The 25,296-nt window shown below is 73.5% G+C and carries 20 protein-coding genes and 1 pseudogene; 7 read left to right on the top strand and 14 right to left on the bottom strand.

The features are described 5' to 3' along the window. Window positions 1-17: 17 nt before the first annotated feature. From C6W10_RS10390 to C6W10_RS10365, 6 genes and pseudogenes are all read right to left on the bottom strand, one after another. Window positions 18-1,533: pseudogene (locus C6W10_RS10390) on the bottom strand (DEAD/DEAH box helicase). A gap of 225 nt (window positions 1,534-1,758) precedes the next feature. After that, the gene (locus C6W10_RS10385; RefSeq protein WP_101369720.1) at window positions 1,759-1,962 is read right to left on the bottom strand and encodes a cold-shock protein; all 204 of its coding nucleotides are present in this window, start codon (window positions 1,960-1,962) and stop codon (window positions 1,759-1,761) included. Window positions 1,963-2,222: 260 nt separating this feature from the next. Further along, the gene (locus C6W10_RS10380) at window positions 2,223-5,714 is read right to left on the bottom strand and encodes an ATP-dependent DNA helicase (protein WP_107263822.1); all 3,492 of its coding nucleotides are present in this window, start codon (window positions 5,712-5,714) and stop codon (window positions 2,223-2,225) included. Continuing rightward, entirely contained in the window at window positions 5,711-9,205 is a 3,495-nt protein-coding gene (locus C6W10_RS10375) for an ATP-dependent helicase (RefSeq protein WP_369938672.1), read from the bottom strand. The genes C6W10_RS10380 and C6W10_RS10375 overlap by 4 nt, the downstream gene beginning before the upstream one ends. A gap of 399 nt (window positions 9,206-9,604) precedes the next feature. Next, window positions 9,605-10,045 carry a MarR family winged helix-turn-helix transcriptional regulator gene (locus C6W10_RS10370; protein ID WP_107257889.1) on the bottom strand — a complete coding sequence of 147 codons (441 nt, stop codon included), beginning with the start codon at window positions 10,043-10,045 and terminating at the stop codon, window positions 9,605-9,607. Window positions 10,046-10,289: 244 nt separating this feature from the next. Continuing rightward, window positions 10,290-11,159 carry a TIGR00730 family Rossman fold protein gene (locus C6W10_RS10365; RefSeq protein WP_107257888.1) on the bottom strand — a complete coding sequence of 290 codons (870 nt, stop codon included), beginning with the start codon at window positions 11,157-11,159 and terminating at the stop codon, window positions 10,290-10,292. 171 nt (window positions 11,160-11,330) lie between these two features. Between C6W10_RS10365 and C6W10_RS37225 the strand changes: the two genes are divergently transcribed. Further along, a complete protein-coding gene (locus C6W10_RS37225; protein WP_199853617.1) occupies window positions 11,331-11,492 on the top strand; it encodes a hypothetical protein in 162 nt (53 codons plus the stop codon). Window positions 11,493-11,609: 117 nt separating this feature from the next. Here the strand turns inward: C6W10_RS37225 and dapE are convergent, their stop codons facing one another. Then, the gene (dapE, locus tag C6W10_RS10360) at window positions 11,610-12,683 is read right to left on the bottom strand and encodes a succinyl-diaminopimelate desuccinylase (protein WP_107257887.1); all 1,074 of its coding nucleotides are present in this window, start codon (window positions 12,681-12,683) and stop codon (window positions 11,610-11,612) included. A gap of 116 nt (window positions 12,684-12,799) precedes the next feature. On the opposite strand from dapE, the gene dapD reads away from it, so the two are divergent. Then, the gene (gene dapD, locus C6W10_RS10355; RefSeq protein WP_107257886.1) at window positions 12,800-13,753 is read left to right on the top strand and encodes a 2,3,4,5-tetrahydropyridine-2,6-dicarboxylate N-succinyltransferase; all 954 of its coding nucleotides are present in this window, start codon (window positions 12,800-12,802) and stop codon (window positions 13,751-13,753) included. A gap of 18 nt (window positions 13,754-13,771) precedes the next feature. Next, window positions 13,772-14,350: a sugar O-acetyltransferase gene (locus C6W10_RS10350; protein ID WP_107257885.1), complete on the top strand. Its 579-nt coding sequence runs from the start codon at window positions 13,772-13,774 to the stop codon at window positions 14,348-14,350. 115 nt (window positions 14,351-14,465) lie between these two features. Here C6W10_RS10350 and C6W10_RS10345 read toward each other — a convergent pair whose 3' ends face one another. The 4 genes from C6W10_RS10345 to C6W10_RS10330 all read right to left on the bottom strand — a co-directional run bounded on the left by C6W10_RS10345 (window position 14,466) and on the right by C6W10_RS10330 (window position 20,931). Further along, window positions 14,466-17,609, bottom strand: a complete 3,144-nt coding sequence (locus tag C6W10_RS10345; RefSeq protein ID WP_159104537.1) for a bifunctional diguanylate cyclase/phosphodiesterase — start codon at window positions 17,607-17,609, stop codon at window positions 14,466-14,468. 219 nt (window positions 17,610-17,828) lie between these two features. Beyond that, window positions 17,829-18,449: a nucleoside/nucleotide kinase family protein gene (locus tag C6W10_RS10340; RefSeq protein WP_234361890.1), complete on the bottom strand. Its 621-nt coding sequence runs from the start codon at window positions 18,447-18,449 to the stop codon at window positions 17,829-17,831. Beyond that, window positions 18,335-19,987 (bottom strand): class I tRNA ligase family protein, encoded by a 1,653-nt coding sequence (locus C6W10_RS38465; protein WP_234361686.1) that lies wholly within the window; start codon window positions 19,985-19,987, stop codon window positions 18,335-18,337. Before C6W10_RS38465 ends, C6W10_RS10340 begins: the two co-directional genes overlap by 115 nt. A gap of 284 nt (window positions 19,988-20,271) precedes the next feature. Then, the gene (locus C6W10_RS10330; protein ID WP_107257882.1) at window positions 20,272-20,931 is read right to left on the bottom strand and encodes an SIMPL domain-containing protein; all 660 of its coding nucleotides are present in this window, start codon (window positions 20,929-20,931) and stop codon (window positions 20,272-20,274) included. Between the two features lie 143 nt (window positions 20,932-21,074). On the opposite strand from C6W10_RS10330, the gene C6W10_RS10325 reads away from it, so the two are divergent. Then, complete coding sequence (locus C6W10_RS10325; protein WP_107257881.1) at window positions 21,075-21,506, top strand: hypothetical protein; 432 nt, start codon at window positions 21,075-21,077, stop codon at window positions 21,504-21,506. After that, complete coding sequence (locus C6W10_RS10320; protein WP_107257880.1) at window positions 21,503-22,372, top strand: M48 family metallopeptidase; 870 nt, start codon at window positions 21,503-21,505, stop codon at window positions 22,370-22,372. The genes C6W10_RS10325 and C6W10_RS10320 overlap by 4 nt, the downstream gene beginning before the upstream one ends. Window positions 22,373-22,443: 71 nt before the next feature. Here C6W10_RS10320 and C6W10_RS10315 read toward each other — a convergent pair whose 3' ends face one another. Next, window positions 22,444-22,671 (bottom strand): hypothetical protein, encoded by a 228-nt coding sequence (locus C6W10_RS10315; protein WP_107257879.1) that lies wholly within the window; start codon window positions 22,669-22,671, stop codon window positions 22,444-22,446. 99 nt (window positions 22,672-22,770) lie between these two features. Between C6W10_RS10315 and C6W10_RS37220 the strand changes: the two genes are divergently transcribed. After that, window positions 22,771-22,932: a hypothetical protein gene (locus tag C6W10_RS37220; protein ID WP_159104536.1), complete on the top strand. Its 162-nt coding sequence runs from the start codon at window positions 22,771-22,773 to the stop codon at window positions 22,930-22,932. A 58-nt stretch (window positions 22,933-22,990) separates the two neighbouring features. Here the strand turns inward: C6W10_RS37220 and C6W10_RS10310 are convergent, their stop codons facing one another. Together C6W10_RS10310 and C6W10_RS10305 are read right to left on the bottom strand one after the other, a co-directional pair. Beyond that, the gene (locus tag C6W10_RS10310; RefSeq protein ID WP_107257878.1) at window positions 22,991-23,734 is read right to left on the bottom strand and encodes a phosphotransferase family protein; all 744 of its coding nucleotides are present in this window, start codon (window positions 23,732-23,734) and stop codon (window positions 22,991-22,993) included. A gap of 203 nt (window positions 23,735-23,937) precedes the next feature. Further along, complete coding sequence (locus C6W10_RS10305) at window positions 23,938-24,534, bottom strand: TetR/AcrR family transcriptional regulator (protein WP_107257877.1); 597 nt, start codon at window positions 24,532-24,534, stop codon at window positions 23,938-23,940. A 157-nt stretch (window positions 24,535-24,691) separates the two neighbouring features. On the opposite strand from C6W10_RS10305, the gene C6W10_RS10300 reads away from it, so the two are divergent. Then, the gene (locus C6W10_RS10300) at window positions 24,692-25,249 is read left to right on the top strand and encodes a hypothetical protein (RefSeq protein ID WP_107257876.1); all 558 of its coding nucleotides are present in this window, start codon (window positions 24,692-24,694) and stop codon (window positions 25,247-25,249) included. Window positions 25,250-25,296 lie beyond the last annotated feature (47 nt).

Here is a 25,296-nt window from a genome sequence, read left to right as displayed (position 1 = left end):
GGATGGCCCGTCGATGGTTACTCCGCAGTCGCCCATCGGACCCGATCAGGTGTATTCGCGGGCATAGTTGTGCTGACCGATCGGAGCATCGACCGTCTCGCCCTTCGGGACGGGCGTTCGAGGGTCAGCACGCCCTCACCCGCCGTCACCGAACGCGGGAGCGGGAGCGCGGAAAGGACGGGAGCCAGGCAGGGCGACGCCGGGAGGGCGGTCGAGCGGTCAGGCGACCCGGCGAAGCCGGCGCGAGCGGGATGCCCGCCGACTTCCACCGTTCTCGGACCGCGGCTTCGGCACCGCGGCCGAAACCGTCGTCGCGGTCGTGGCGATCGTCGGCCGGCCGGCCGGCGCCGACACCGGAACCCCGGACGGGACCCGCGCTCCGGTCAGCTTCATCAGGGCCGGGTCACCGGGGCGGACCGCCAGCGTCTCGGGCCGGATGCCGGCGTCGCTGAGCAGGCGGGCCACCTCCCGACGCTGCTCGGGCAGGGCCAGGGTGACCACCCGGCCGGACTCGCCCGCCCGGGCCGTACGGCCGCCCCGGTGCAGGTAGTCCTTCGAGTCGGTCGGCGGGTCGACGTTCACCACCAGGTCGAGCCCGTCCACGTGGATGCCCCGGGCCGCCACGTCGGTCGCCACCAGGGCGGTCACCTGACCGGCCTTGAACTGCTCCAGGGTACGGGTCCGCTGCGGCTGCGACTTGCCGCCGTGCAGGGCGGCCGCCCGTACGCCCCTGGTCATCAGCTGTTTGGCCAGCCGGTCGGCGCGGTGCTTGGTACCGACGAAGAGCATCACCCGGCCCTCCCGGGCCGCGATCTGCGCCGTCGCCGTCGTCTTGTCCACCGCCTCCACCTGGAGGACGTGGTGGGTCATCGCGGTGACGGTGGCGGTCGTCGGGTCGACGGAGTGCGAGACCGGGTCGGTGAGGAAGCGGCGGACCAGCCGGTCGACGCCGCGGTCCAGAGTGGCCGAGAAGAGCATCCGCTGCCCGCCCGGCGCCACCTGGCGCAGCAGGTCGGTCACCTGGGGGAGGAAACCCATGTCGGCCATCTGGTCGGCCTCGTCGAGCACCGTGACGGTGACCTCGTCGAGCCGGCAGTCTCCCCGGTCGATCAGGTCGGCCAGCCGTCCCGGTGTGGCGATCACCACCTCCGCGCCGGCCCGCAGCGCCGTGGCCTGCCGGCTCAGCGAGAGTCCGCCGACCACGGTGGCGCAGCGCAGCCCGAGCGTGCGGGCGTACGGGGCGAGGGCGGTGGTCACCTGCTGGGCGAGTTCGCGGGTCGGGACCAGGACCAGCCCGAGCGGGCGGCCCGGCCGGGCCCGACGGCCGGCGGTACGGGAGAGCAGGGGCAGGCCGAACGCGAGGGTCTTGCCGGAGCCGGTACGCCCCCGGCCGAGCACGTCCCGACCGGCGAGCGAGTCGGGCAGCGTGGCGGCCTGGATCGGGAACGGCGTGAGGATGCCGTTCTCGGTCAACGCGGCGTGCAGGCCGGCGGCCAGCGGCGCGTCGGCGAAAGTCTGGATGGTGCGGGTCATTACGGACGGACCTTCCTCGAAGCGGTACGTGTCGAGGAAGGTCACCGGCGCCCGCCGCCGAGGCTCGGCCACCGGCGGCGGTGCGCCCGGTGACCGCAGCCACGGACCGGGAAATACGCGGGAGCCAGCCCGTGCCGTCGGGCGCGGGCTGGCCGCGTCACCACGCCGGTCTGGGCGCGGTGGTCGAACCTCTGCGTCGGGCTAGCGCCGCGCAGGAATGCTCGGTCAGATCGGGCGGATGTTCTCCGCCTGCGGGCCCTTCTGGCCCTGGGTGACCTCGAACTCCACCCGCTGGTTCTCGTCCAGGCTCCGGTAGCCGGAGCTCTGGATCGCGGAGAAGTGGGCAAAGACGTCGGCGCCGCCGCCGTCCGGGGTGATGAAGCCGAAGCCCTTGTCGGCGTTGAACCACTTCACGGTGCCAATTGCCATGTGTTTCGTCTCCTGACGGAACGTTCGGTCCGCACCTGTTGCGGACCGAGTAGTTGCCCACCGAACCGGTGGACGGCTGTCGCTCTGGTCGCCCCGCCCGGAGAACTCCGGACATAACAAAGAGCGCCTACGGTCACAATCCCGCAGGCGCACACAGAGTCTCTGGGAACCAAAACTGCAACGCCGCAACGTTAGCACACGATCGGCCCGACCGAGCGGATTCTGGCGATCAAATCCGACGAGCCGGCCCCCGGTGGGGCTCAGCCGCCCGCCGCCGCCTCCGGCACCTGCGCCACCAGCGCGGCCAGGCCGTCGGCGTCGAGCAGGTCCGCCGGACGTACGGTCACGTTCTCCCGTACGTAGTGGAAGGCCGCCCGGACCCGGTCGACCGGCACACCCGCCAGTTCCGCCCAGGCCAGCCGGTACGCCGCCAACTGCACCGCGGCGGCCTCCGCCTCGACCCCGGTCGGCTGTCGCCCCGTCTTCCAGTCGACGACGTCGTAGCGGCCGCCGGGGAGGGTGAAGACGGCGTCCATCCGGCCCCGGACCAGCAGCCCGCCGATCGACGTGGCGAACGGCACCTCCACCTCCACCGGAGTGCGCTCGGCCCACTCGCTGGCCAGGAAGCGCTCCTGCAACTCGGCCAGCGCCTCGTCCGGGGCGGCGTCCGAGTCGGCCGCCCCGGGCAGCTCGTCGACGTCGAGCAGCCGGCTGATCCCGTACCGCTGCTCCAGCCAGGAGTGGAACGCGGTGCCGCGCCGGGCGTACGGCTCGGGGCGCCGGGGCATCGGCCGGCGCAACACGCGGGCCAGCGCCGCCGGGTCCCGGCGCAGCGTCACGAGCTGCGAGACCGACAGGTGGCCGGGGAGCGCCACCTCGACCGGTCCGGAGCGGTCCGCCAGCATGTCCCGCTCGGCGAGCAGCAGTTCGGCCTCGCGCCGCCAGGCCGCCGCGACGGCCGCCGCCTCCGGGTCGACCGGCGGCAACTCCCCACCACCGGCGCCGTCCGCCGGGTCCTCACCACCGGCGCCGTCCGCCTGGTCGGTGCCGTCCGCCCGGGCGGGGTCGCCGGTCGCCTGGGTCGGCTCCGCCTCGGGTGGTTCTTCCGACATCAGGCGGCGGACCAGGGCGGCGGCCTCGGCGAGTACCGGCCGACGGGCACCGAGCGGGTCGGCCGGCCACTCGGCCCGGAGTACCACCTCGGTGGTCGGGTTGCTGGCGTCGGCCGCCGGCTCCGGCGCCCAGGCGTCGACCACGAAGCCGCTCTCGCCGGCCTCGGGCGTGGTCAGGCACCACTCGTACACCTCGGAGAGGAAGGTCGACGGGCCGCGTGGGCGTTTCGTCCCCTCGCCCCACCAGTAGCCGGAGCAGAGCAGCAGCCGGCGCGGCCGGGTGACCGCGACGTACGCCAGCCGGCGTTCCTCCCGCTCGTCGTGCGCCCGCCAGTCGTCGGTGAAGGTGGCCAGTGCCCGGGCCACCGCCTTCTGGTCGTCGGCGTCGTGCAGCGCCAGCTCGGGCAGCCCGTCCGCGTCGCCGCGCAGCGGAAACGGCAGCACCCCGAGGCCGAGCAGATAGTGGTCGGAGCCCCGGGCCGTACCCGGCCAGACGCCCCGGCTCAGCCCCGCCACCGAGACCACGTCCCACTCCAGGCCCTTGGCGGCGTGCGCGGTGAGGATCTGCACCGCACCCTCCACCACCTCGACCTCGCCCGGGGAGAGTCCCCGCTCCTCGTCCTCGGCGGCGGCGAGGAAGGCCAGAAAGGCGTGCAGCGGCGCACCGGCCGAGTCACCGGCGAACCGGGCCGCCACGTCGCCGAGCGCGTCGAGGTGCCCCCGGGCCAGGCCGGCGTCGCCGCCCCGGCCGTCGCTGCCGGCGCGGACCGCCACCTCGACGTCGAGGCCGATGGTCCGTTCGACGTCCGCGAGCAGGTCCGGCAGCGGCTGGTCCAGGCGGTGCCGGAGCAGGCCGAGTTCCTTGGCGTACGCCCGCAGCCGGGCGTAACCCTCCGCCGAGTACGCCTGCGCCGGCCCGAGGTCGGCCAGCGCCTCGACCAGGGTCGCCTCGTCGAGGCGGTCGGTGACGATCTCCGGCTCGTCGTCGTCGCCGTCGGAGCGGGGCAGTTCCCGGCGGGCCCGGGCGATCGCGGTGGCCCGGCGGTGCAGGGCGACCAGGTCACGCGGGCCGATCCGCCAGCGGGCTCCGGTCAGCAGCCGGAGCAGCGCGGCACCGTCGGTCGGGTCGGAGAGCACCCGCAGGGTGCAGACCACGTCCCGCACCTCGGGGGTGTCCAGCAGTCCGCCGAGGCCGACCACCTCGACCGGCAGTCCCCGGTCCCGCAGCGCCGCCTCGATCGCCGGGATCTGGCTGCGCAGCCGGACCAGCACCGCCGTCGTCGGCCGGGCCACCACCGGAATCTGCTCCGGCAGCGCGTCCGGCATCCGGGCCGCGCCCCGCCAGGCGGCGAGGATGCTGTCGGCGATCCAGTCGGCCTCGTCGGCGTACGTGTCGAGCAGCGCGCAGTGCACCGTGCCGCCGGCGTACCCCCGGCCGGTGCGGCCGGGGATCTCCTCGTCGACCCGGAACGCGGCGGCCAGCTCGGCGACCTGGGCTCCGGCGGCCCGCAGCGGCGCGGCGAGCCCGTTGGCGACGTCCAGGATCTGCGGCCGGTTCCGCCAGCTCGTGGTGAGGGTGCGCACCTGGGCCGGCGTACCGTCCGGCTGGGCGAACTCGGTCGGGAACCGGTCCAGGGTGCCGGCGCTGGCACCCCGCCAGCCGTAGATCGACTGGCACGGGTCGCCGACGGCGGTGACCGGGTGCCCGCCGCCGTAGAGCGAACGGAGCAGCACCACCTGGGCGTGACTGGTGTCCTGGTACTCGTCGAGCAGCACCACCTTGTAGCGCCCGCGCTCGATCGCGCCGACCTCCGGGTGGTCCCGGGCCACCCGCGCCGCCCGGGCGAGCTGGTCGCCGAAGTCCATCGCCTCGAAGTCGTCCTTGCGCTGGGCGTACGCCCGGACCAGCGGCAGCAGCCGGAGCCGGAGCTGCTGGACGTGCAGCGCCTTGCGTACGTCGGCGTAGACCCGGCCGGGCCGGGACTGCACCTCGGCGAAGAACCGTCCCGTCCAGGCGGCCAACTCGTCCGGGGTGACCAGGTGCTCGGCCAGGTCTGCGGCGAGCGCCAGTACGGCGTCGGTGACAGTGCTCGGCTGCCGCTCCACCTCGGACATGTCGCCGTCGTGGTTGCGGACGATCGAGTCGACGATCTGCCAGCGGGACGCCTCGGTGAGCAGCCGGGTCGACGGCTCGTACCCGCCACGCAGGCCGTGCTCGGTGACGATCCGGGCCGCGTACGAGTGGTACGTCGCCACCGTCGGCTCGCCGCCGAACGGGTCGTCGTCGCTGTTGCGGCTGTTCCGGCCGAGCCGACGGACGAGTTGACCGAGCCGGGTCCGGATCCGGGTGCCGAGTTCCCCGGCCGCCTTCCGGGTGAAGGTGAGGCCGAGGACGTGCCCCGGTTCGACGTACCCGTTGGCGACCAGCCAGACCACCCGGGCGGCCATCGTCTCGGTCTTGCCGGAACCGGCCCCGGCGACCACCAGCAGCGGCTCGACCGGCGCCGAGATGATCGCGGCCTGCTCCAGCGTCGGTGCCGGCAGCCGGAGCAGCTTGGCCAGCTCGACCGGGGTGTAGCGCGGCCCGGCGTCGGCGACCCGCTGGGTCGGCGCCGGGCTGAACAGCGAGGGCTGGGTCATCGGGCGCCCCCGCCGCCGCGCTGGCCGGGCGGTTTCGGCGGGCTGTCCGGGCGGCGCCGGGTCGGCGGCTCGACGACCTGCCGGCCCTGCCCGGAGATCGGGCAGCTGCTGCGTACCGGGCAGACCCGGCACTTCGAGTTGGCAACCGCGGAGAAGGTGGCCGCGGCCATCGTGTCGGCGGTACGCCGGACCATCGCCCGCGCCCAGCCACCCGCGTCCTCGGCCGCGCCGGCCGGCGGCTGGACCTGCTCCCGGGCGTCCTGGGTCGAGGTGCCGAGCTGCACCAGCGCCGCCCCGCCGGACTCCGATCCGGCGCCGAGGTCGGCGAACGCGCCCGCCTCCACCGCCGCCTGGTAGGCACCGAGCTGCGGATGCTCGGCCAGCTCCGACGCGGTCACCGCCGTCGACTTGCCGGTCTTGAGGTCGATCACCACGAGCCGGCCCTCGGCGTCCACCTCCAGCCGGTCGACCCGGCCGGTCAGCTCGATCGGCCGCCTCGGATCGTCGAGGCGTACCGCGAACTCGTGTTCGATGGCGAGCAGCCGGCGCGGGTTGCCGGCCAGCCAGCGCAGCAGCTTGTCGACCATCACCTCGGCGCGGGCCCGTTCGGTGCCGGCCATCCAGCGGGCGGCGAGTTCGATCACGTCGAACCGCGCCGTCACGTACTCCAGCAGTTTGCCCCGGTCGGCGCTGGCGTCCTCGGCGAGCATCGCGGCGGCGTGCACCAGGTTGCCGACCCCCTGCGCGGAGCTGGCCGGCGCCTTGCCGCCGTGCCGTTCCAGCAGCCAGCGCAGGCTGCACCGCAGCGCACTCTCCATCCCGGACGGGGTGACCCGGACCGGTTCGCCCTCGTCGACCAGGGGCCGGTCGTCGGAGAGCGGCCGCAGCCCCCACCAGTCGTCGGGATGCGCCCCCGGCACCCCGGCGACGGCCAGCCGGGCCAGCTCCTCCGCCGCCGCGCGCCGCCGGGCCGGCGACGCCTCCGGGTCGGTGACGGCGGTACGCAGCTCGGCGACCAGCGCCGACAGCGTCAGCGCCCGGGGCGGCCGGGCGACGGGCAGCGTCGGTACGTCGTCGGCCACCCCGTCGGCCTCCTCGGCCGGCACCCCGTCCGGGTCCGGGGTCGCCCCGCCCCCGCCGCCGGGCCCGCCGCCGTTCTCCGGTCCGCCGCCGCTCTCCGGTCCGCCCTGGCCGGTGCGGCCGTCGCCGTCGTCCGGGCGTTCGACGGTGGGGCCGAGTTCGTAGAGGAAGCGACTCGGCTGCTCCTCGTGGTCGGCGACACCGACCGCCGCCGAGGCGACCGCGCTGACCAGCAGCCTGCGCCGGGCCCGGGTGGCGGCGACGTAGAAGAGCCGGCGTTCCTCGTCCAGCATCGCCGAACTCTGCCCGACCAGGGTGGCCGCGACACCGGCGCCCTCGCCCCGGCCGGCGAGCAGGTCGACCAGCCGTTCCGAGCCGAGCAGGCTGCCGCGCAGCCGCAGGTCCGGCCAGATCCCCTCCTGTACGCCGGCCAGCGCGACCAGGTCCCACTCCAGCCCCTTGGCCGCGTGCGCGGTGAGCAGGCGTACCGCCTCGCCCCGGTCGGCGCTCGGCGCGAGGGTGTCGGCCGGCAACTGCTGCCCGAGCACGTGGTCGAGGAAGACCTCGGTACGCGCCCCCGGCAACCGGTCGACGAACCGGGCCGCCGCGTCGAAGAGTACGACGATCGCGTCCAGGTCCCGGTCGGCGGCGGCGGCCCGCCAGCGCAGCCCGCTGTCCTGCGCCCCGGCGGCGGTACGGGCCCGGGCCAGTGCGCCGGACCAGCGCTCGGCGAGCCCGCTGGCCCGCCACACCGCCCAGAGCACGTCCTCGGCGGTGGCGGCGGGCACCGCGGCCGCCTCCCTGGCGGCGGCCAGCAGGTTCGCGACCGCCTGGGCCGGTGCCGCCCAGCGGCGCTCGATGGTGAGCAGGTCGCGCGGGTCCCGCAACGCCTCCACCAGCAGGTCCCCGGAGGGGCGCCGGTCGCCGCCGGCCAGCGCCAGCGCGCGCAGCCCCTGCCGGAGCCGCCGCTCGGCCAGCGGGTCGGCGCCGCCCAGCGGGGAGTGCAGCAGCGTCACCGCCGCCTCCTCGTCGAGCCGGTCCGGTTCGAGCGCGCAGCGCAGCAGCAGCAGGAACGGGGCCACCGCCGGTTGCAGGTGCAGCGGCAGGTCCTCGGCGTGCACCACGGTCGGCACCCCGACGGTGTGCAGGGCGCGCTGCAACGGCGGCAGTTGCAGCGTGGTGGAGCGGAGCAGCACCGCCATCCGCGACCAGGGCACCCCGTCGAGCAGGTGTGCCGAGCGCAGCGCGTGCGCCAGATAGGCGGCCTCGCTGGTGCCGGAACGGAAGGTGCGGATCTCCACCGTCCCAGGCTCGGCGTCCGGCACCGGGCGCAGGTCACGGTGGGCCACCGGCCCGCGCAGCCGCCGCGCCAACCGCCGGGTCGCGTCCAGCAGCCCCGGCCCGGCCCGGTACGACGTGTGCAGCACCAGCGTCCGGGCCACCGCCCCGGAGACGGTACGGAACCGGTGCGCGAAGTGGTGCACGATCTCCGGGTCGGCGCCCCGGAAGGCGTACGTGGACGAGTCCGGGTCGGCGAACGCGACCAGTGACTTGCCGCCGCCGCTCACCAGGTGCAGCAGGTCCACCTGGGCCGGGTCGGTGTCGGCCAGCTCGTCGACGTAGACGTGCGCCAGCCGGGCCCGTTCGGCGTCGAGCAGGTCGGGGTCGTCGGTGAGCAGCCCGGAGGCGGCCCGGACGAGTTCGGCGGGGTCGTAGGCGACCGAGCCCCGGGTGGTGACGTCGCGCAGGGCGAGCACGGCGACGTACTGCCGGAGGAAGCGGGCCGCCGCCGGCCAGTCGGCCCGGCCGAGCTTCTCGCCGAGCCGGGCCAGCTCCACCGGCCCGATCCCGCGCTCGGCGGCCCGCATCAGCAGATCGCGGAGCTGTTCGGCGAAGGCCCGGGTACGCAGCGCCGGCCGCAACTCCGCCGGCCAGCCGACCGGGTCGTCGATCTCGTCCCCGTCACCGGGTTCGGTCTCCTCGACCCCGACCACGCCGAGCAGTTCCCGGATGATCAGATCCTGTTCGGGGCCGGTGAGCAGTCGGGGGGACGGCTCGCCGCGTTCCGCCGCCGACCTGCGCAGCAGCCCGAAGGCGTACGCCGGGAAGGTGCGGACCAGCGGCTCGTGCAGTACCCGGTTGGTGGCCTCGGCGATCCGGGCCTCGATCCGGTGTCGCAGCGCGGTGGCGGAGCGGCGGCTGAAGGCGAGCACCAGGATGCGTTCCGGGTCGACACCCTCGGCCACCCGGGCGACCACCGCCTCGACCAGGGTGCTGGTCTTGCCGGTACCCGGTCCACCCAGGACCAGCAGCGGGCCGTCGGTGTGTCCGACCACCTCCCGCTGCACGGGGTCGTCGTGTCGCGCCGGTCCGGCCTCGGCCGGCCGACGGACCAGCCGGTACGCCTGCACGCCGCCCATCACACCACGCCGCCCCGACGAGCCACCCTCAGGTACGCCCCGCGCCACGCTCCCGTCGCACTCCCGGTACACCCAGCGGCTCCGACGGGTCGCCTGAGGGGGCAGGCGTGAGCGACCGGCGGCGCCCCGGGGGTAGGCGGCGCGGAGACTGTCGAGCTGGGTGCACAGGCGGGGCACGGAAGCCGGGGTTGCCGACGGCGTGCTGCGGTTCAGGTCGACCTGCGGCGGGACCGGGGTCCGGCAGCCCGGGAGGTGGGCGCACAAGCGGGGCAGCTCGACAGTCTCCTCGGCGAGTATCGCCACCCCGCTCCCCATCCGACGTCAGGAGATCCCGGCTCGGAGACACCTGGAAGCACCGGGTTACCCGGTCAACCTTCCAAAGACAGGGCACTAGTGAGAGTCGATGCGGTGCTGGGCCTCGACCAGTCGGCCCATCAGCTCGACGAGCGTACGGACCTCCGCCCGCGACCAGTCGGCCGTCAGGGTACGCAGCATCTCGTCCTGCCAGGCGTACGCGGCACGCAGCAGTTCCCGCCCCTCCCCCGTGACCGAGATCGCCGTCGTACCGCCGACGACCGAGGGTCGCACCCGGGAGAGCAGCCCGAGCCGCTCGGCCCGGGACACCATCCGGCTGGCGCCGGACTGGTCGACGCCGAGTTCCCGGGCCACGTCGTTGACCGACGCCACCACGCCGCGGCTGGTCAGCGCCGCCACCGCCTCCACCACCATCACGTCCCGGCCCCGCTCGGCGTCGACGCCGAGGCCGGCACCGGTCCAGCGCCGGGACCAGTAGCGCACGAACGAGAAGAGCACCCGCCCGCCCGAAGCCATCCCCAGCCCCTCTCTTGCAGCACTTATGCGAATCGCATACGGTGCATGCGAATCGCATAGCAGGACGCCACCTGGCCCGAGCGCACGGCGGCGGACGCCGGCCGTACCGCGCCGACCAGGGTGGCGACGCTGTTCCGGGTACGCGACGGCGTGGTGACCCTGGCACACCGCCACGACGACCTGCACGCCGCCCTGCGCGCCGCCGCCAACCTGCCCCGCTGAGCAGGTGCGGCGCGCCTCCCGCCTACTGCTGGGCGCTTGACTGCTGGGCCGCCGCCTCCTGGGCCGCCGACTGCTGGGCCGCCTCGGCCTGGGCGATCGCGGTCTCCTGGAGCGCCTCCTGCTCGGCGGCGAGCGCCGCGTCCGCCTCGATGATGTGCCGGACGGCGGCGTTCACGTCGTCGGTCACGATGATCAGTTCGAGGTCGGCGAGGCCGATCTTTCCGTCGGCGGCGAGGGTGTCCCGGAGCCAGTCGAGCAGCCCGCTCCAGTACGCCGTACCCATCAGGACCACCGGGAACCGGGTCACCTTGCCGGTCTGCACCAGCGTCAACGCCTCGAAGAGTTCGTCCAGGGTGCCGAAGCCACCGGGCAGCACCACGAACGCCTGGGCGTACTTGACGAACATGGTCTTGCGGGCGAAGAAGTACCGGAAGTCGATCGCCATGTCGACCCAGTCGTTGATGCCCTGCTCGAACGGCAGCTCGATGCCGAGCCCGACCGAGAGCCCGCCCGCCTCGGTGGCGCCCCGGTTGGCCGCCTCCATCACGCCCGGCCCGCCCCCGGTGATCACCGCGTAGCCGGCGGCTGCCAGCGCCGCACCCAGCTCCTCGGCCAGCTCACACTCCGGGCTGTCCGGCTTGCTCCGGGCCGAGCCGAAGACGCTGACCGCCGGGGGCAGATCGGCCAGGGTGTCGAAGCCCTCCACGAACTCGGACAGGATGCGCAGTGCCCGCCAGGCGTCCTTGGTCTTCCAGTCGCCCCGGCTGCGGGAGTCGAGCAGCCGCTGGTCGGCCGTACTCATCGGAATCGCCTCGCGACGCAGGGTGACCGCACCCCGGTGCCGTTCCGGTCCCGGACCCCGGCCGCCGTTTCGCCCCTCGCTGTGGTTCATGGGGTCCACGGTAATCCGGTGGACCACGGCCGGGGTGGCGTGATCCGGTACCTCACAGGACAAACATCCAGCGCCGACGCAACCAAACGGTGCTGGCGGGCGTCTACCAATCACAAAGGGGGAAAGCGCGGCGCCCACACCACGGCCGCGCACCTTCGGGGGGCAATGGTGATGACCAGCGGGGAGATCATCCGACTTCGACGGCAGATGCAGCGCCGGATCCGGGCGGTGGTTGCGGAGCGCCGGATGGCGCGCAACGCCGCGCCGGCCGGCGCCATCGACGACCCGGGGCCGGACCAGGAATCGCGTACGCAGCAGCACGTCGACGGCTAGCAGTCCGCCGACCGAATATCACGGGGAAACCGGTGCCGGCCGGCGGCAAAGGGGCCACCGCCGGCCGGCACCGGGCCGAGATCAGCCCGACGGCCGGGCCGCGTTCTGCCTGACGGCTCAGTGCGAGGCGAGCCAGCGGTGCAGGGTGGCCGCGCCGTCCCGAATCTTGCCGATCTCCACGTGCTCGTCGGGGGCGTGCGCCAGGTTCGGGTCGCCCGGCCCGAAGTTGAGCGCCGGAATGCCCAGCGCGGCGAAGCGCGACACGTCCGTCCAGCCCAGCTTGCCGACCGGTTCCGCGCCGACCGCCGCCAGGAACTCCCGGGCCGGCGCCTCGGTCAGCCCCGGCAGCGCACCCGGCGCCGACTCGATCACCCGGACCAGGTAGCCGTCGAAGACCTCGCGTACGTGTGCCTCCGCCTCCTCGACCGTCCGGTCCGGCGCGAACCGGTAGTTCACCTGCATCTCGCAGAGGTCCGGTACCACGTTGCCGGCGACGCCGCCGCTGATCCGGACCGCGTTCATCCCCTCGCGGTACACGCAGCCGTCGATGGTGACCATCCGGGCCTGGTACCCGGCCAGTCGGTTGAGCGCGCCGCCGATCCCGTGGATCGCGTTCACCCCGTTCCACGAGCGGGCCGAGTGTGCCCGCCGGCCGGTCGCGCTGACGATCGCCCCCATCGTGCCCTGGCAGCCCGCCTCCACCACCCCGTGGGTGGGCTCCAGCAACACCGCGAAGTCGGCGGTCAGCCACTCCGGATGCGCCTGCGCGACCAGGGTCAGCCCGTTGTAGCGGGACTCGATCTCCTCGGCCTCGTAGAAGAAGTAGGTGACGTCGTACCGGGGCTCGGGCACGCTCACCGCCAGGTGCAGCGCGTACGCCACCCCGGACTTCATGTCCGAGGTGCCGCAGCCGTAGATCAGGTCACCCTGCACGCTCGACGGGAAGTTGTTGTTCAACGGCACGGTGTCCAGGTGCCCCGCCAACACCACCCGCTGGGCCCGCCCGAGGTCGGTACGAGCCATGATCGTGTTGCTGTGCCGGGCCACGGTCAGGTGCGGGACGTTCCTGAGCACCTCCTCGACGCAGTCCGCGATTTCCTTCTCGTTGCGCGAGACGGACTCGATGTCGACCAGGGCACGGGTCAACGCCACCGGATCGGCCAACACCTCGGGGGTGAGCGGGTTCTCCATGGTGGGAGACGGTACCGTCAAGGTCGTATCGGCGGGACGCGTCCAAGGCTCGGAAATGACGTTCCACACTCACGGCTGAGCCGAGGTGCCAGACGGATGACGGAGAGGTAAACCGGGTGACGACCGCACAGCCCGCCTGGGGGATCGGAGTAGCCACGCTCGCCGGGGACCAGGTGCTCGACACGTGGTATCCGACCGGCAAGCTCGGCCTGGGTTCGTCCCCGCTCGTCGCGGGCGAGGACGGCGACGTGCTCGACCTGCCGCCGGGCGCGATCGGCGAGCGGGCGCTGCCGGGGCTGCGTACCGCCGTGGTGGCGACCGAGATCGGCTCGCTGGCCGACCCGATCAAGGACGCCGCCGACGCGTACCTCCGGTTGCACCTCCTCTCCCACCGCCTGGTCCGGCCCAACGAGCTGAACCTCGACGGCATCTTCGGGGTGCTGGCGAACGTCGCCTGGACCTCGGCCGGCCCGTGCCCGCCGGAGCGGGTCGACGAGCTGCGGGTGATCGAGCGGGCCGCCGGCCGGCACCTGGCCGTCTACGGGGTCGACAAGTTCCCCCGGATGACCGACTACGTCGTCCCGTCCGGGGTCCGGATCGCCGACGCCGACCGGGTACGCCTCGGCGCCCACCTGGCCAGCGGCACCACCGTGATGCACGAGGGCTTCTGCAACTTCAACGCCGGCACCCTCGGCGCCTCCATGGTGGAGGGGCGGATCGTCGCCGGGGTGGTGGTCGGGGACGGCTCCGACGTCGGTGCCGGCGCCTCGATCATGGGTACCCTCTCCGGCGGCGGCAAGGAGAAGGTCCGGATCGGCGAGCGGAGCCTGCTCGGCGCCAACGCCGGGATCGGGATCTCCCTCGGCGACGACTGCGTGGTCGAGGCGGGCTGCTACATCACGGCCGGCTCGAAGGTGACCCTGCCGGACGGCCGGGTGGTCAAGGCCCGGGAACTCTCCGGCGTCGACGGGTTGCTGTTCTGGCGCAACTCGGTGACCGGCGCCCTGGAGGCGAAGCCGCGTACCGGCCGGGGCATCGAGCTGAACGCGGCCCTGCACGCCAACGACTGAGGAAGCAGGTGCGGCGAGATGGTCACCGACGCGGATCCGCGCTCGCCCCGGGAGCGGATGCTCGCCGGTGACCTCTACCGGGCCGACGACCCGGAACTGACCGCGCTGACCCAGCGGGCCGCCCTGCTCGTGCAGCGTTACAACTCGACGCCGGCCGACCGGCCGGAGCAGCACCGGGAACTGCTGCGCGAGCTGCTCGGTGCGGTCGGCGACGGGGTGGTGGTCCGGCCGCCGTTCTACTGCGACTACGGCAGCCAGATCCGGATCGGCGACGGGTCGTTCCTGAACTTCAACACCGTACTGCTGGACGTCGCGGTGATCGAGATCGGCGCCGCCGTGCAGGTCGGGCCGAACGTGCAACTGCTGACCCCGCACCACCCGCTCGACCCGGGGCAGCGGCGGGCCGGCTGGGAGGCGGCCCGGCCGATCACCATCGGCGACAACGTCTGGCTCGGCGGCGGGGTGATCGTGCTCGGCGGGGTCACCATCGGCCCGGACACCGTGGTCGGTGCCGGCAGCGTGGTCACCCGGGACCTGCCGGCCGGGGTACTCGCCGTCGGAAACCCGGCCCGGGTCGTCCGCCCGCTGGCCGGCTGACCGTCGCCTCCGGCCGCGCCCCCGAACCGCCCGCGTCCCTCGGCGGCCAGCCGACATCCCACGCTGACAAACGGCGTCCTCGCGAAGGACGGCTTCCCACGGCGGCCGGGCGGCGTCACTCGGCGGAGGGGCGGGGCTTCGGCAGGGTGCCGGGTGCGGGGGCGTCGCCGAGCCAGCGCAGCACGTCGTGGTCCTTCAACGGCCGGGCGAAGAGATAGCCCTGCCCGGAGGCGCAGCCCATGTCGAGCAGGATGGTCCGGACCGCCTCCGTCTCCACCCCCTCGGCGATGATGTCCAGGCCGAGGGTGCCGGCGAGCCGGACGATCCCCTCCACCAGCAGCCGCTGCCGCCGCGACGACGCCACCGTCTCGGTGAACGACCGGTCGATCTTGAGTACGTCGGCCGGCATCTGCTGGAGATAGCTCAACGACGAGAAGCCGGTGCCGAAGTCGTCGATGGCGACCCGCAGCCCCAGGGTGCGCAGCTCGGACAGCTCGGCCCAGACCGGCTCCTGGTCCCGCAGCAGCAGGCTCTCGGTGATCTCCAGCATCACCCGGTCGGGTGGTACGTCGGCGGCGGTCAGCGCGGCACGCACGGTACCGACGAAACCCGGGGTACGCAGCTGTCGGGCCGAGACGTTGATGCTGACGTACGGCACACCCTCGTCGCCCCGCTCCGCGCGCCACCGGGCCACCGCACCGGCCGCCTGGCGCAGCACGTAGTCCCCGATCGGCTCGATCAGCCCGGTCTCCTCGGCCAGCCCGATGAACAGCTCCGGCGGCACCGGCCCCCGCGCCGGATGGTGCCACCGGGCCAGCGCCTCGAAGCCGACCGCCGCCCCGGTCCGCATGTCGACGATCGGCTGGTAGTCGACCGAGAAGCTGAGCTTCTGCACCGCCTCGGTCAGCGCCGCCCGCAGCTCCAGCCGCTCCACGATCGCGGTGTGCAGCTCGGACTGGTAGCGGCACCAGCGCCCCTTGCCGGCCCCCTTGGCGACATAGAGCGCGAGGTCGGCCCGTTGCAGCAGCTCGCCCGCGTCGCTGGCGTCGGCCGTGGTGGCCACCCCGACGCTGACCGAGCCGTTGACCACGGTGTCGCCGACCTCCAGCGGCTCGGCGAGCGCCCGGACCAGGTGGTCGGCGACCTGCTCGACCTGCTCCGGGTCGTCGGCGTCCGGGATGAGTACGGCGAACTCGTCGCCGCCGAGCCGGGCCACCAGGTCGTTCGGCCCGACGATCTCCCGCAGCCGCTGACCGGCGGCGACCAGCAGTGCGTCCCCGATCGCGTGCCCGTGGGTGTCGTTGACCGCAGTGAACTCGTCGAGGTCGATGGAGAGCGTGCCGACGGTACGGTCGCCGTCCCGGGCCTTCTCCACCGCCTCGTACACCTGGTCCTGGTAGGAGGCCCGGTTGGCCAGCCCGGTCAACGAGTCGTGCACCGACCGGTGGGTCAGCTCCTGCTCCAGCCGGACCCGTTCGGTGATGTCCCGCAACGTCAGCACGAAGCCGCGTACGGCCCGGTCCCGGCGCAGGTCCCGACAGGTCACCTCCAGCTGCACCCACTGCCCGTCGGGGCGCCGTACGCTCCAGTCGACCCCTCGACGGTCCGACTCGACCAGCGCCGTGTCGAGCAGGGCCGGGACCGAGAGCTGGTCCTCGGGCGAGAGCACCGTACCCAGATCGGTGCAGTCGGCCGGCTCGACGCCGAGCACGGGTCGGACCGACGGGCTGGCGTACCGGACCCGGTGGTCGTCGTCGACGATCAGGATCACGTCGGCCGCGTTCTGCACCAGGCTGCGGAAGTACGCCTCGCTGTCCCGGCGGTTGATCTCCTGGTTCAGGCTGATCCGTTCCAGCGCCATCGCCGCCTGCGCGGCCAGTACCTCCAGCGAGTCCCGCAGGGTCGGCAGCAGCCGGCTGTCGGTGGCGACCAGCAGCGCGCCGACCCGGGGTGCGCCGCTGGCCCCGCCGTCGACCCGGCCGTCACCGACCAGCGGGCAGAGCGCGACGCTCTCGAATCCGCGAAGCTGCTCGGCCAGCGCCGGTTGCAGGGTCCGGACCCGGAGCAGCCGGCTGCGCCGGGCCGCGGCCGTGGTCGGGGCGGGATAGAAGGGTGACGGGGTGGCCATCCCCGGCCCCCAGATGCTCACCGTGGTCGCCGGAACCCCGTCGGTGTGGTTGATCGTGAATACCATCCGGTGCGAGGAGTGCCGGGGCACCAGCCGGGCCACCGCGGTCCGTACCGCCCGGCGTACCTCGGCGGTATCGGTCGCGGCCACCAGCTCGGCGCCGGACTGCCGCAGGCTCCGCTCCCGGGCCACCGCCTGCCGGTGCCCGTCCACCGCGTCACCGAGCCGGCTCAGCACCAGCGCGAAGACCACGCCGCCGACCACGGCGATCACCGCGCCGTCCCGGACGTCGCCGTTGACCACCTCCAGCAGCAGCACCGCCGGGGCGAGCGTCGCGGCGATGCCCAGCAGTACCAGCCGGGTCTTGTCGATCTCGCTGTCCGGGGGCGCGGCCGGTTCGGTCAGCGTCGCCATCGACGGGTGCAGCGCGGCGGCCCCCCAGGCGACGTAGAAGGCGAGCCAGCCCAGCTCGTCCGGGCCGCCCGGCTGCCACGCGCCGCGCAGCAACGCGGCGCCGTAGCTGATGTCGGAGACCAGCATCCCGGCCGCGCCGGCCGCCAGCAGCAACCCGGCGACGCTGCCCCGCGAGGTCACCGCGACCCGCACGGCGGTGGCCAGCAAGAGCACGTCGAGCAGCGCGTACGCGGCCAGCACCGACTGCTCGAAGGTGCTCGGCCCCGGACCGACGAGGTACGGCCGGATCACCATCACCCAGAGCAGGAAGGCACCGGCGGTGGTGAAGATGAGAAAGTCGAGGAGTCCGGACCGGTCCCGCGCTCCGGTGGTGGAGCGGGTCAGCCCGAGCAGCCCCGCGCCGATCAGCGGCACCATCACCAGATAGAAGAGGTCGGAGACGAGCCCCGAGTCGGCCGGGGAGTCGCCGAGTGGCAGGTTCGCGGCGAGCAGATAGACGGTGTCACCCGCCGCGAAGACCCCGAGCGCCGCGACGAAGAGCCACCAGGCGTACGCCCGCTGCGGCCGGTATCGCCGGATCCCGACCGCCACCGCCACCATGCTGGTCAACCCGAACGCGGCGGTCACCACCGGACGCGGCACCGGCAGGGCGAAGAAGCCGACCACCAGCGCGGCGTTCACCCCGGCGTACCCGGCCAACAGTTTCCGAACTGACACAGCTCTCCTGCCGATCGTCGCTCCTGCCGATCGTCGCCGACGGCTGCACCACCGGTCCAAACAGCTTCGCCGATGGGTCTACCAGTCCTCGATGCGCTTCGCCATCGCCCCGGCGGGTAGTGGTGGCGCCCGATGGGCAGTGAGCAACCCGGAACCTCCGGCGTCCGGCCTGATCGGACCTGCCGGGTCAGGTCGGACTGGACTGTGCCATCCGGACGATCAGGTCGGATTGGACTGTGCCATCCGGACGATCAGGTCGGCCCGGTCGACGGTGCCGGCGATCAACTCGGCGTTGCGCTGGTCGGTGCCCCGGGCCCGGGCCGCCGCCTCCCGCGGCTGCCGGCCGAACGCGATGTGCCGCTCGGTCAGCCGGTTCAGCCGTTCGGACTCGTCGAGTTCGAGGAACCACACCTCGTCGAGGAGATCGCGCACCTCGCCCCAGGGCTGGTCGGGTACCAGCAGGTAGTTGCCCTCGACCACCACCAGCGGCACCGACGGCGGGACCGGGATCGCCCCGGCGACCGCCTCCTCCAGCTCCCGGCGGAACTCGGGCGCGTACACCGTCTCCGTGCCGGCCCGCAGCCGGCGCAGCAGCGCGACGAAGCCGGCACCGTCGAAGGTGTCCGGCGCGCCCTTGCGGGCGTGCCGGCCGAGCCGGTGCAGTTCGGAGTCGGCCAGGTGGAAGCCGTCCATCGGTACCAGCTCGGCGACGCCGCCCAGCGCCGTCACCAGCAGCCCGGCCAGGGTCGACTTGCCCGCCGCCGGCGCGCCGGTGATGCCGAGCAGCCGGCGCGACCCGGTCGACGCCAACGCGCGGGCCCGGGCCACCAACTGGTCCAGGGTGTGGGGAGACGGATCGGGGCGCACCCGGGAACTATCCCACCCCGCCGGCCGGCCGGGGTTCGCCGGCCGCGAGCCGGGGGGAAGAGCGGCGCCGCCCTGGTGACCCCGACGCCGCCCGGATAGCCGCCCCAGGCCAGGTCGTCGGGCACCCGTGGGGCGTACCCGTCGAGCCCGATCTGCCGCCAGATCCGCCCGGCGGTCTCCGGTACCGCCGGTGCGGCCAGTACGGCGACGATGCGCAGCGCCTCCAGCGCGTCGCCGAGTACCGTGGCCGCCTCGGTCGAGCCGGCCGGCGACCGCCACGGCTGCGCCGAGACCAGGTAGGAGTTGGTTGCCGCCACCAGCCGCCAGGCGGCGGCCAGCGCCTCGGAGGGCGCCCCGGCCGACCACCCGGCCGCACCGGCCTCGGCCCAGCGGGCGGCGGCCGGGGCGAGCGGCGAGGACGGGTCCGGAGCCGGGCCGGTTCCGGCACACCGGGACACCACCAGCGCGGTCACCCGGGAGAGCAGGTTGCCGAGGGTGTTGGCCAGGTCGGCGTTGTAGCGCGCCTCCACCGAGGCGAGCGAGAACTCCCCGTCCGGGCCGACCGGGTTGTCCCGGAGCAGGTGGTAGCGGAGCCCCTCCGGACCGAACCGGTCGAGCAGGTCGTCCAGGGCGACGGCCCGCTCCCCGGACTTCGCGATCTTGCTGCCGCGTTGCAGCAGGAAGCCGTGCACGGTGATCCGCTCCGGCAGCGGCAGCTCGGCGGCGAGCAGGATCGCCGGCCAGTAGACCGCGTGGAACCGCAGGATGTCCTTGCCGATGACGTGGCGGGCCGGCCACCAGCGGGAGTACTCCGGTGCGGGCCAGCCGGCGGCGGTGAGATAGCTGCCGAGGGCGTCGAACCAGACGTACGTCACCTGGCTGGGCTCCCAGGGCAGCGGGATGCCCCAGTCCAGGCCGGCCCGGCTGATCGAGAAGTCGGTCAGTCCCCGGCGCAGCCAGCCGAGCGCCTCGTTGCGGCGGGCGGCCGGCCGGACCGCCTCCGGGCACCGGTCGAACCACTCGGCGAGCGGCCGGGCGAACTCGGAGAGCCGGAAGAACCAGTTCTCCTCGCCGACCAGCTCGGTCGGCCGGCCGTGCACCGCACAGACCAGCTCCGTCGCGTACGCCTCACAGCCGACGCAGTACCGCCCGTCGTACCGGCCGGGGCGGAGGTGACCCGCCTCGTACACCCGGGTCAGCAGCTCGGTCACCGTCTCCCGGTGCCGTGCCGAGGTGGTACGGACGAACTCGTCGTACCCGATGCCGAGCCGGTCCCAGGTGGCCCGGAACCGGCCGGCGGTGCGGTCGGCGAACGTGGCCGGCGCGATCCCGGCCTCGGCCGCCGCCCGGCGGACCTTGGCGCCGTGCTCGTCGGTGCCGGTGACCAGCCGGACCGGTCGCCCGCAGAGCCGCTCCCACCGGGCCAGCGCGTCGGCGAGCACCGTCGAGTACGCGTGACCGACGTGCGGCAGGTCGTTGACGTAGTAGATCGGCGTGGTCAGGTAGCTCATGGCGTCCTCCACGGAGGTGTCGGGAGGGGCCCTGACCTGCGCACACGAAACGGGCCCCTCGAAGGATCGAGAGGCCCGTTCGACGCGGGCGGTGTGCGCCGCGACCTAGCTCCGGCCCCTCGGGGGCCGGCGCATCAGGCGGGTCTGGGTCGCGGCACTCATCGACGTCATCCTAGGGCGGCACGTCGCCCCCACGCACCGGCATTCAGCCGGCCGGCAAGGCATTGAGCCGGTCGGCAGGGCATTGAGCCGGCTATCAGGGCATTCGGTCGGGCGGCCTGCGTTCAGCCGGTGGCCAGCGGTGGCGGGGTGATCGCGAACCGGGCCTCGACGGTGGCGTGCACGGTCTGCACCTGCGGGTCGAGGTCGAGTTCGGGCGGGGCTCCGCCGGCCGCCCGGTAGCCCATGGCATGCCCGGCCCGGGTCATCATCAGCGGCTGCTCGGTCAGCCCGGCGTCGGAGAGGTGCAGCAGCGCGGTCACCTCGGCGTCGAGCGCGTCGGCGTACTCCCGGGCCCGGGCGATCGCCTCCGCGACGGCGGCCCGCCGGGCCTCCCGGTGAACCGGGCTGCCGGGCCGCAGCGCCCACCACGGGCCGGCGACGGTCGTCTGGTCCTGGTCGGCGAGCCGGAGCATCAGCTCGCCGAGCATCCCGAAATCGGTCACCGTCACGGTGGTGGTGGCACTGCCGGCGTAGCCGGTCACCTTCTCCCCGGAGCGCTTCAGCTCGGGGCGTACCCACAGGTCGCCGGTCTCCCGGCGCTCGATCGCGTCGCCGTACCCGTCAATCAGCGCCCGGACCGCCGCGGACCGCTCCGCCAGCCGGGCCAGCGCCGCCGGGCGGTTCTTGTCCCGAGCGACGACCGTCACCGAGAACCGGGCTATCTCCGGAGGGACCTCCCGGGCCACCTCACCACGCACCAGCACGAAGGGTTGCTCCGTCATCCGCCCACCCTAGTCCGCCTGCGACGCTGCGGCAGATCTCCGGAGCCGGCCCGGGCGGCGGTGCCATGGTTCCGGCCGACCGGTCGGCTCAGGACGATCACTATGCTGTGCCGGCGCCCTCGACCGGCAGAGATGGGGATCCGATGCAGGACGAGCTGTTCACCCCGACGATCCAGGAGCGACCCGCGCCCGGCAAACCGCCGTGGCGGCCCGAGTCGATCCTGTACCCCGCCGCCTTCGGTGGCCCGCTGGCCGCGACCGCGCTGGGCCTCCTCAACGGCCGCCGGCTGGGACTGCCCGGCAACCGTCTGCTCGCCATCGGTGCGGCCGGGCTGGTGGGTCTCTGCGCGCGGCTCGTGGTCAGCGCGGCCATCGACGGCAACTCCGGGGTACGGGTGGCCGGCATGGTCACCGGCGCACTCGTCTGGCTGGTCGTACTCTTCTTCCAGCGTTCGCCGTTCCGGGTGTACACGTACGCCGGTGGCGAGCCGGCCAGCCTGGTCGGCCCCGGCTTCGCCGCGGCGATCGGCCTCGGCCTGCTGGAGGCCATGCTCATCCTGGTGCTGGTCCGATGAGCGCGCCGTCGTCCCTGCTGGCCCGGGCCGAGGCCCTGTTGCTGGCGGACCGGCCACAGGAAGCCCTGGCGGAACTCTCCAGGCTGCCGGCCGCCGAGGCGGTCGACGTGCCCGCGACCCGGCTGCGCTGCGCCGCACTGAGCCAGTTGGACCGCTGGCCCGAGGTGGTCGAGGCCGCGCGCGCCGGTCTGGCCGCCGCCGGGCCGCATCCCGACCTGCTCTGGCACCTGGGCCGGGCCGAGCACCGGCTCGGCCACTCGCAGGTCGCCGAGCGGGCCCTGCTCGACGGGCTGGCGCAGGCACCGCACGACGTCGACCTGCTCTGCACCTACGCCGACGTCTGCGCCAGCAACGGCCAGTTGGACAAGGCGGCGAAGCTCGTCGAGCGGGCGGCGGCGCTGGAGCCGGAGGCGCCGATCGTCTACGCCACCCGCATCCAGGTGGCTTTCAACAGCGGCGACGACCGCACCGCCGAGCGGATCAGCCGGGAGTTCGTCGGCGCCCACCCGGAGCATCCGGGCGCGCACGCGCTACTCGGCGAGACCAGTGCCGCCCGGGGCCGACTCGGCACCGCGTACGAGGGCTACCGGCAGGCCGCCGCCTCGATGCCCACCGAGCAGACGTTCGCCGAGTCCGCACTGGAGCTGAGGATCGCGCAGCACCCGCTGATGCTGCCGGTACGCCCGGTGCTGCGCTTCGGCCCGCTGAAGGTCTGGCTGGGCGCGATCGCCGTGATCTTCGGGTTACGCGCGGTCGGCCTGCCCGGGTTCGCGGCGGTGGTCGGGCTGCTGTGGCTGGTGTTCTGCGTCTACTCCTGGGTCGTGCCCCCGCTGGTACGCCGCTGGCTCCGCCGGAACTGGCACTGAGGACCGGGCCGAGCACGCCACGAGGCGATCGTGCCGGCAGTGCTCGGCGGCGTCAGTGCCACACGTCGGCGTCAGTCCGGTCGAGCCGTCCGTCGACGGCCGCGCCACCTGGCCGAGTATGGGAGCACGAACAGGTACAGGCCACTGAACAACAGCAGGACGAGCGGAAACAGCGGCAGGTAGAACACCCAGGCGGCGGGCTCCTCCTGGGTCAGCGCGACGAAGGTGGCGATCACGGTCACCGTGAAGGCAATGGACAGCCAACGGTGACTCTGCCGGATCACTCTGCTCCAGTTCACCGTAACTCCTCAGCGAGAACACCGGCCCGGATCCCGGCGACCTGCCGGGATCCGGCGGTACCGGATGGATGACGGTCACGCTAGTCACGGCGGGACGACGTGCGCTTCTCGAATCCTGATCGATACGCCGCCCCGCCCCGCCCCGCCCGTCCCGCCGAGCGGCATCGGCGCTCCGACCGGGCTGCGTGGCTGGTGTTCTGCGTCTACTCCCGGGTCGTGCCGCCGCTGGTACGCCGCTGGCTCCGCCGGAACTGGCGCTGAGGACCCGAGCCGACCGAGCCCGGTGAGGCTGGATGCTCGCGCCGGCCGGCGGGCTCGGTCAGCCGCACATCCGGGCTCGCAGTACGTCGACCTCGCAGCCCGACGAGAACGGGTCGAAGCCGTGCTCGACGAGCCAGCGGACCGCCAGCAGGCTGCGTACCGACCACCACGCGCGGATCACGTCGAGGTCGACGTCGGCGCCGTAGCCGGCGAGTACGTCGTCGAGGCGCTCCTCGTGCCCGAGTGTCAGGCTGGCGAGGTCGTACAGCGCATCGCCCCGGGCCGCCTCGGACCAGTCGACCACGCCGGTGACCTCGTCATCGTCGACGAACACGTGGGTGATCTGGAAATCGCCGTGTGTGAACACCGGTCTCCACGGCCGGAGCGCAGCCTCGGCGACCTGGCGGTTGCGGGTGACCAGGTCGGCGGGAAGGACGTTCTTCGCGACGAGCCACGCGCACTCGCCGTCGAGGTGCGCTGCGATCTCGTCGAGGCTCCGGCCCGGCCAGGGCGGCAGCGGCGCGTCGTGCAGCTTCCGTGCGGCGGCACCCGCTGCGGCCCACGCCGTCGACGAGGCGCTGGACGGCTCGCCGAGGCGGCCGAGTGCCGTACCCGGGAGGGCGGCGAGCGCGAGCACGGGCGGCTCCCGCCAGAGGACTTCCGGGGTCGGGATCGGCGCCATGGCCATCGCCTCGACCTCGACCTCGGTACGCGTCTGGTCAGAGTCGATCTTCAGGAACACGTCGCCGACGCGCAGGGTCGCGCGCTCGTTGTGGGCGACGACGACCTGGACCTGCGGCACCTCGGGATTATCGCGGGACGGTCACCGACGTCGCCACGAGTTTGTCGCGGACAAAGCCGGCGTGTGTGTCGCGGACAAAGCCGGCGTGTGTGTCGCGGACAAAGCCGGCGTGTGTGCCACGGACGAAGCCGGTATGCGGATCACGCCGTCCCCTTCCCAGGTCCACGCCGTTCGGCGCGTGCCACCGCAGGCGGGAACGCGGCTCAGGATGGCTGGCGTGCGGCGTGGGTCCGGATGAGTCCTTCGACGCCACGGAGGAAGGTCTCGCAGATCAGTACCGGGTCGAAGAGACAGCCGGCCGCCATGGCGCCGTCGCGGAGCATGACGAAGTGCTGCGCGGCGGGCTCGGCGTCGGTTTTCTGGATGCCCGCCATCAGGGTGTTGACCGTGTCGAGGAACCACTGCCGGTGCGCGAGGACGGCTTGGTGCACCGGGTGGTCGGGGTCGGGGTACTCGGCCACGGCGTTCAGGAAGGCGCAGCCACGGAAGCCGGTGGACCGGATGCCCTGGGCGATCGACTCGGCAACGGCCAAGAGGGTCTCGGGCGCCGGTAGGCCGGCGGCGAGGGCGGTCTCCACCTGGCTGCGGATGGCGTGGTCGGCCGCGTTCAGATAGGCGAGGACCAGATCCTCCTTGCTCGGGAAGTGCCGATAGAAGGTGGCCCGGGTCACCTTCGCCTCGGTGACGATCCGGTCGACGCCGACCGAGTGGATCCCCTCGCCGTAGAAAATCCTGGTCGCCGTGTCGAGGAGCCGTTGTCGCGCCTCGGAGGGCCGGATGTCGGTCTCGCTACCTGCCATGACCCCATGGTAGCGAGAGGTAGAACGTTCTGTCTTGCGATGCCGACCCGGAACCGCTACCTTTGCCGAGACAGAACGTTCGTTCTCCTGGCGCGGTTGCTCCGATCGCGTCCCGTTCGATCGCGGTCGTCCCTCAACTGCCGCCGAAAGGATCACCATGACCACCGTCACCGCACCCCGCAGCCCGGCGATCGCGTCCACCCTGCGGCGGCTGTACTTCGTCCGCTTCGCGTTCGCCATCGCCTGGGCCCTGGTGATGTTCACGATCGCCGGGCACCTCAACCCGCTCGTCGTGGCGCTGCTCGTGCTCTACCCCCTGTTCGACGTGGGCGCCGCCGTCGTCGACGCCCGCGCCTCGCGCGCCACCGGATCGCCCACCCTGCTGTACGTGAACGTCGCGGTCAGCCTGCTCGCCGCGGTCGGACTGGCCGTCGCCGGCACGTCCGGCATACCGGCGGTGCTGCGCGTCTGGGGTGCCTGGGCGGTCGTGGCCGGGCTGGTTCAGCTGATCGTGGCGGTCAACCGGCGCGGGATGGGTGGCCAGTGGCCGATGATCGTCAGCGGTGGCATCTCGGTACTCGCCGGCGGGTCCTTCATCGCCGCCGCCGCCGCGGACAACCCGGTGCTGACCAACGCGATCGGCTACGCCATTCCCGGCGCCGTCTTCTTCCTCCTCTCGGCCATCCGCCTCGGCCGCGCCGCCGGGGCGAACTGACCCGGAAGACGCCCTTCAGCGGCCGTCAGCAGGACGTTCGACCCTCA

This window comes from Plantactinospora sp. BB1 (genome assembly GCF_003030385.1).
In the GTDB taxonomy this organism is placed as follows: domain Bacteria; phylum Actinomycetota; class Actinomycetes; order Mycobacteriales; family Micromonosporaceae; genus Plantactinospora.
This window is presented reverse-complemented; position numbering and strand designations above follow the sequence as displayed.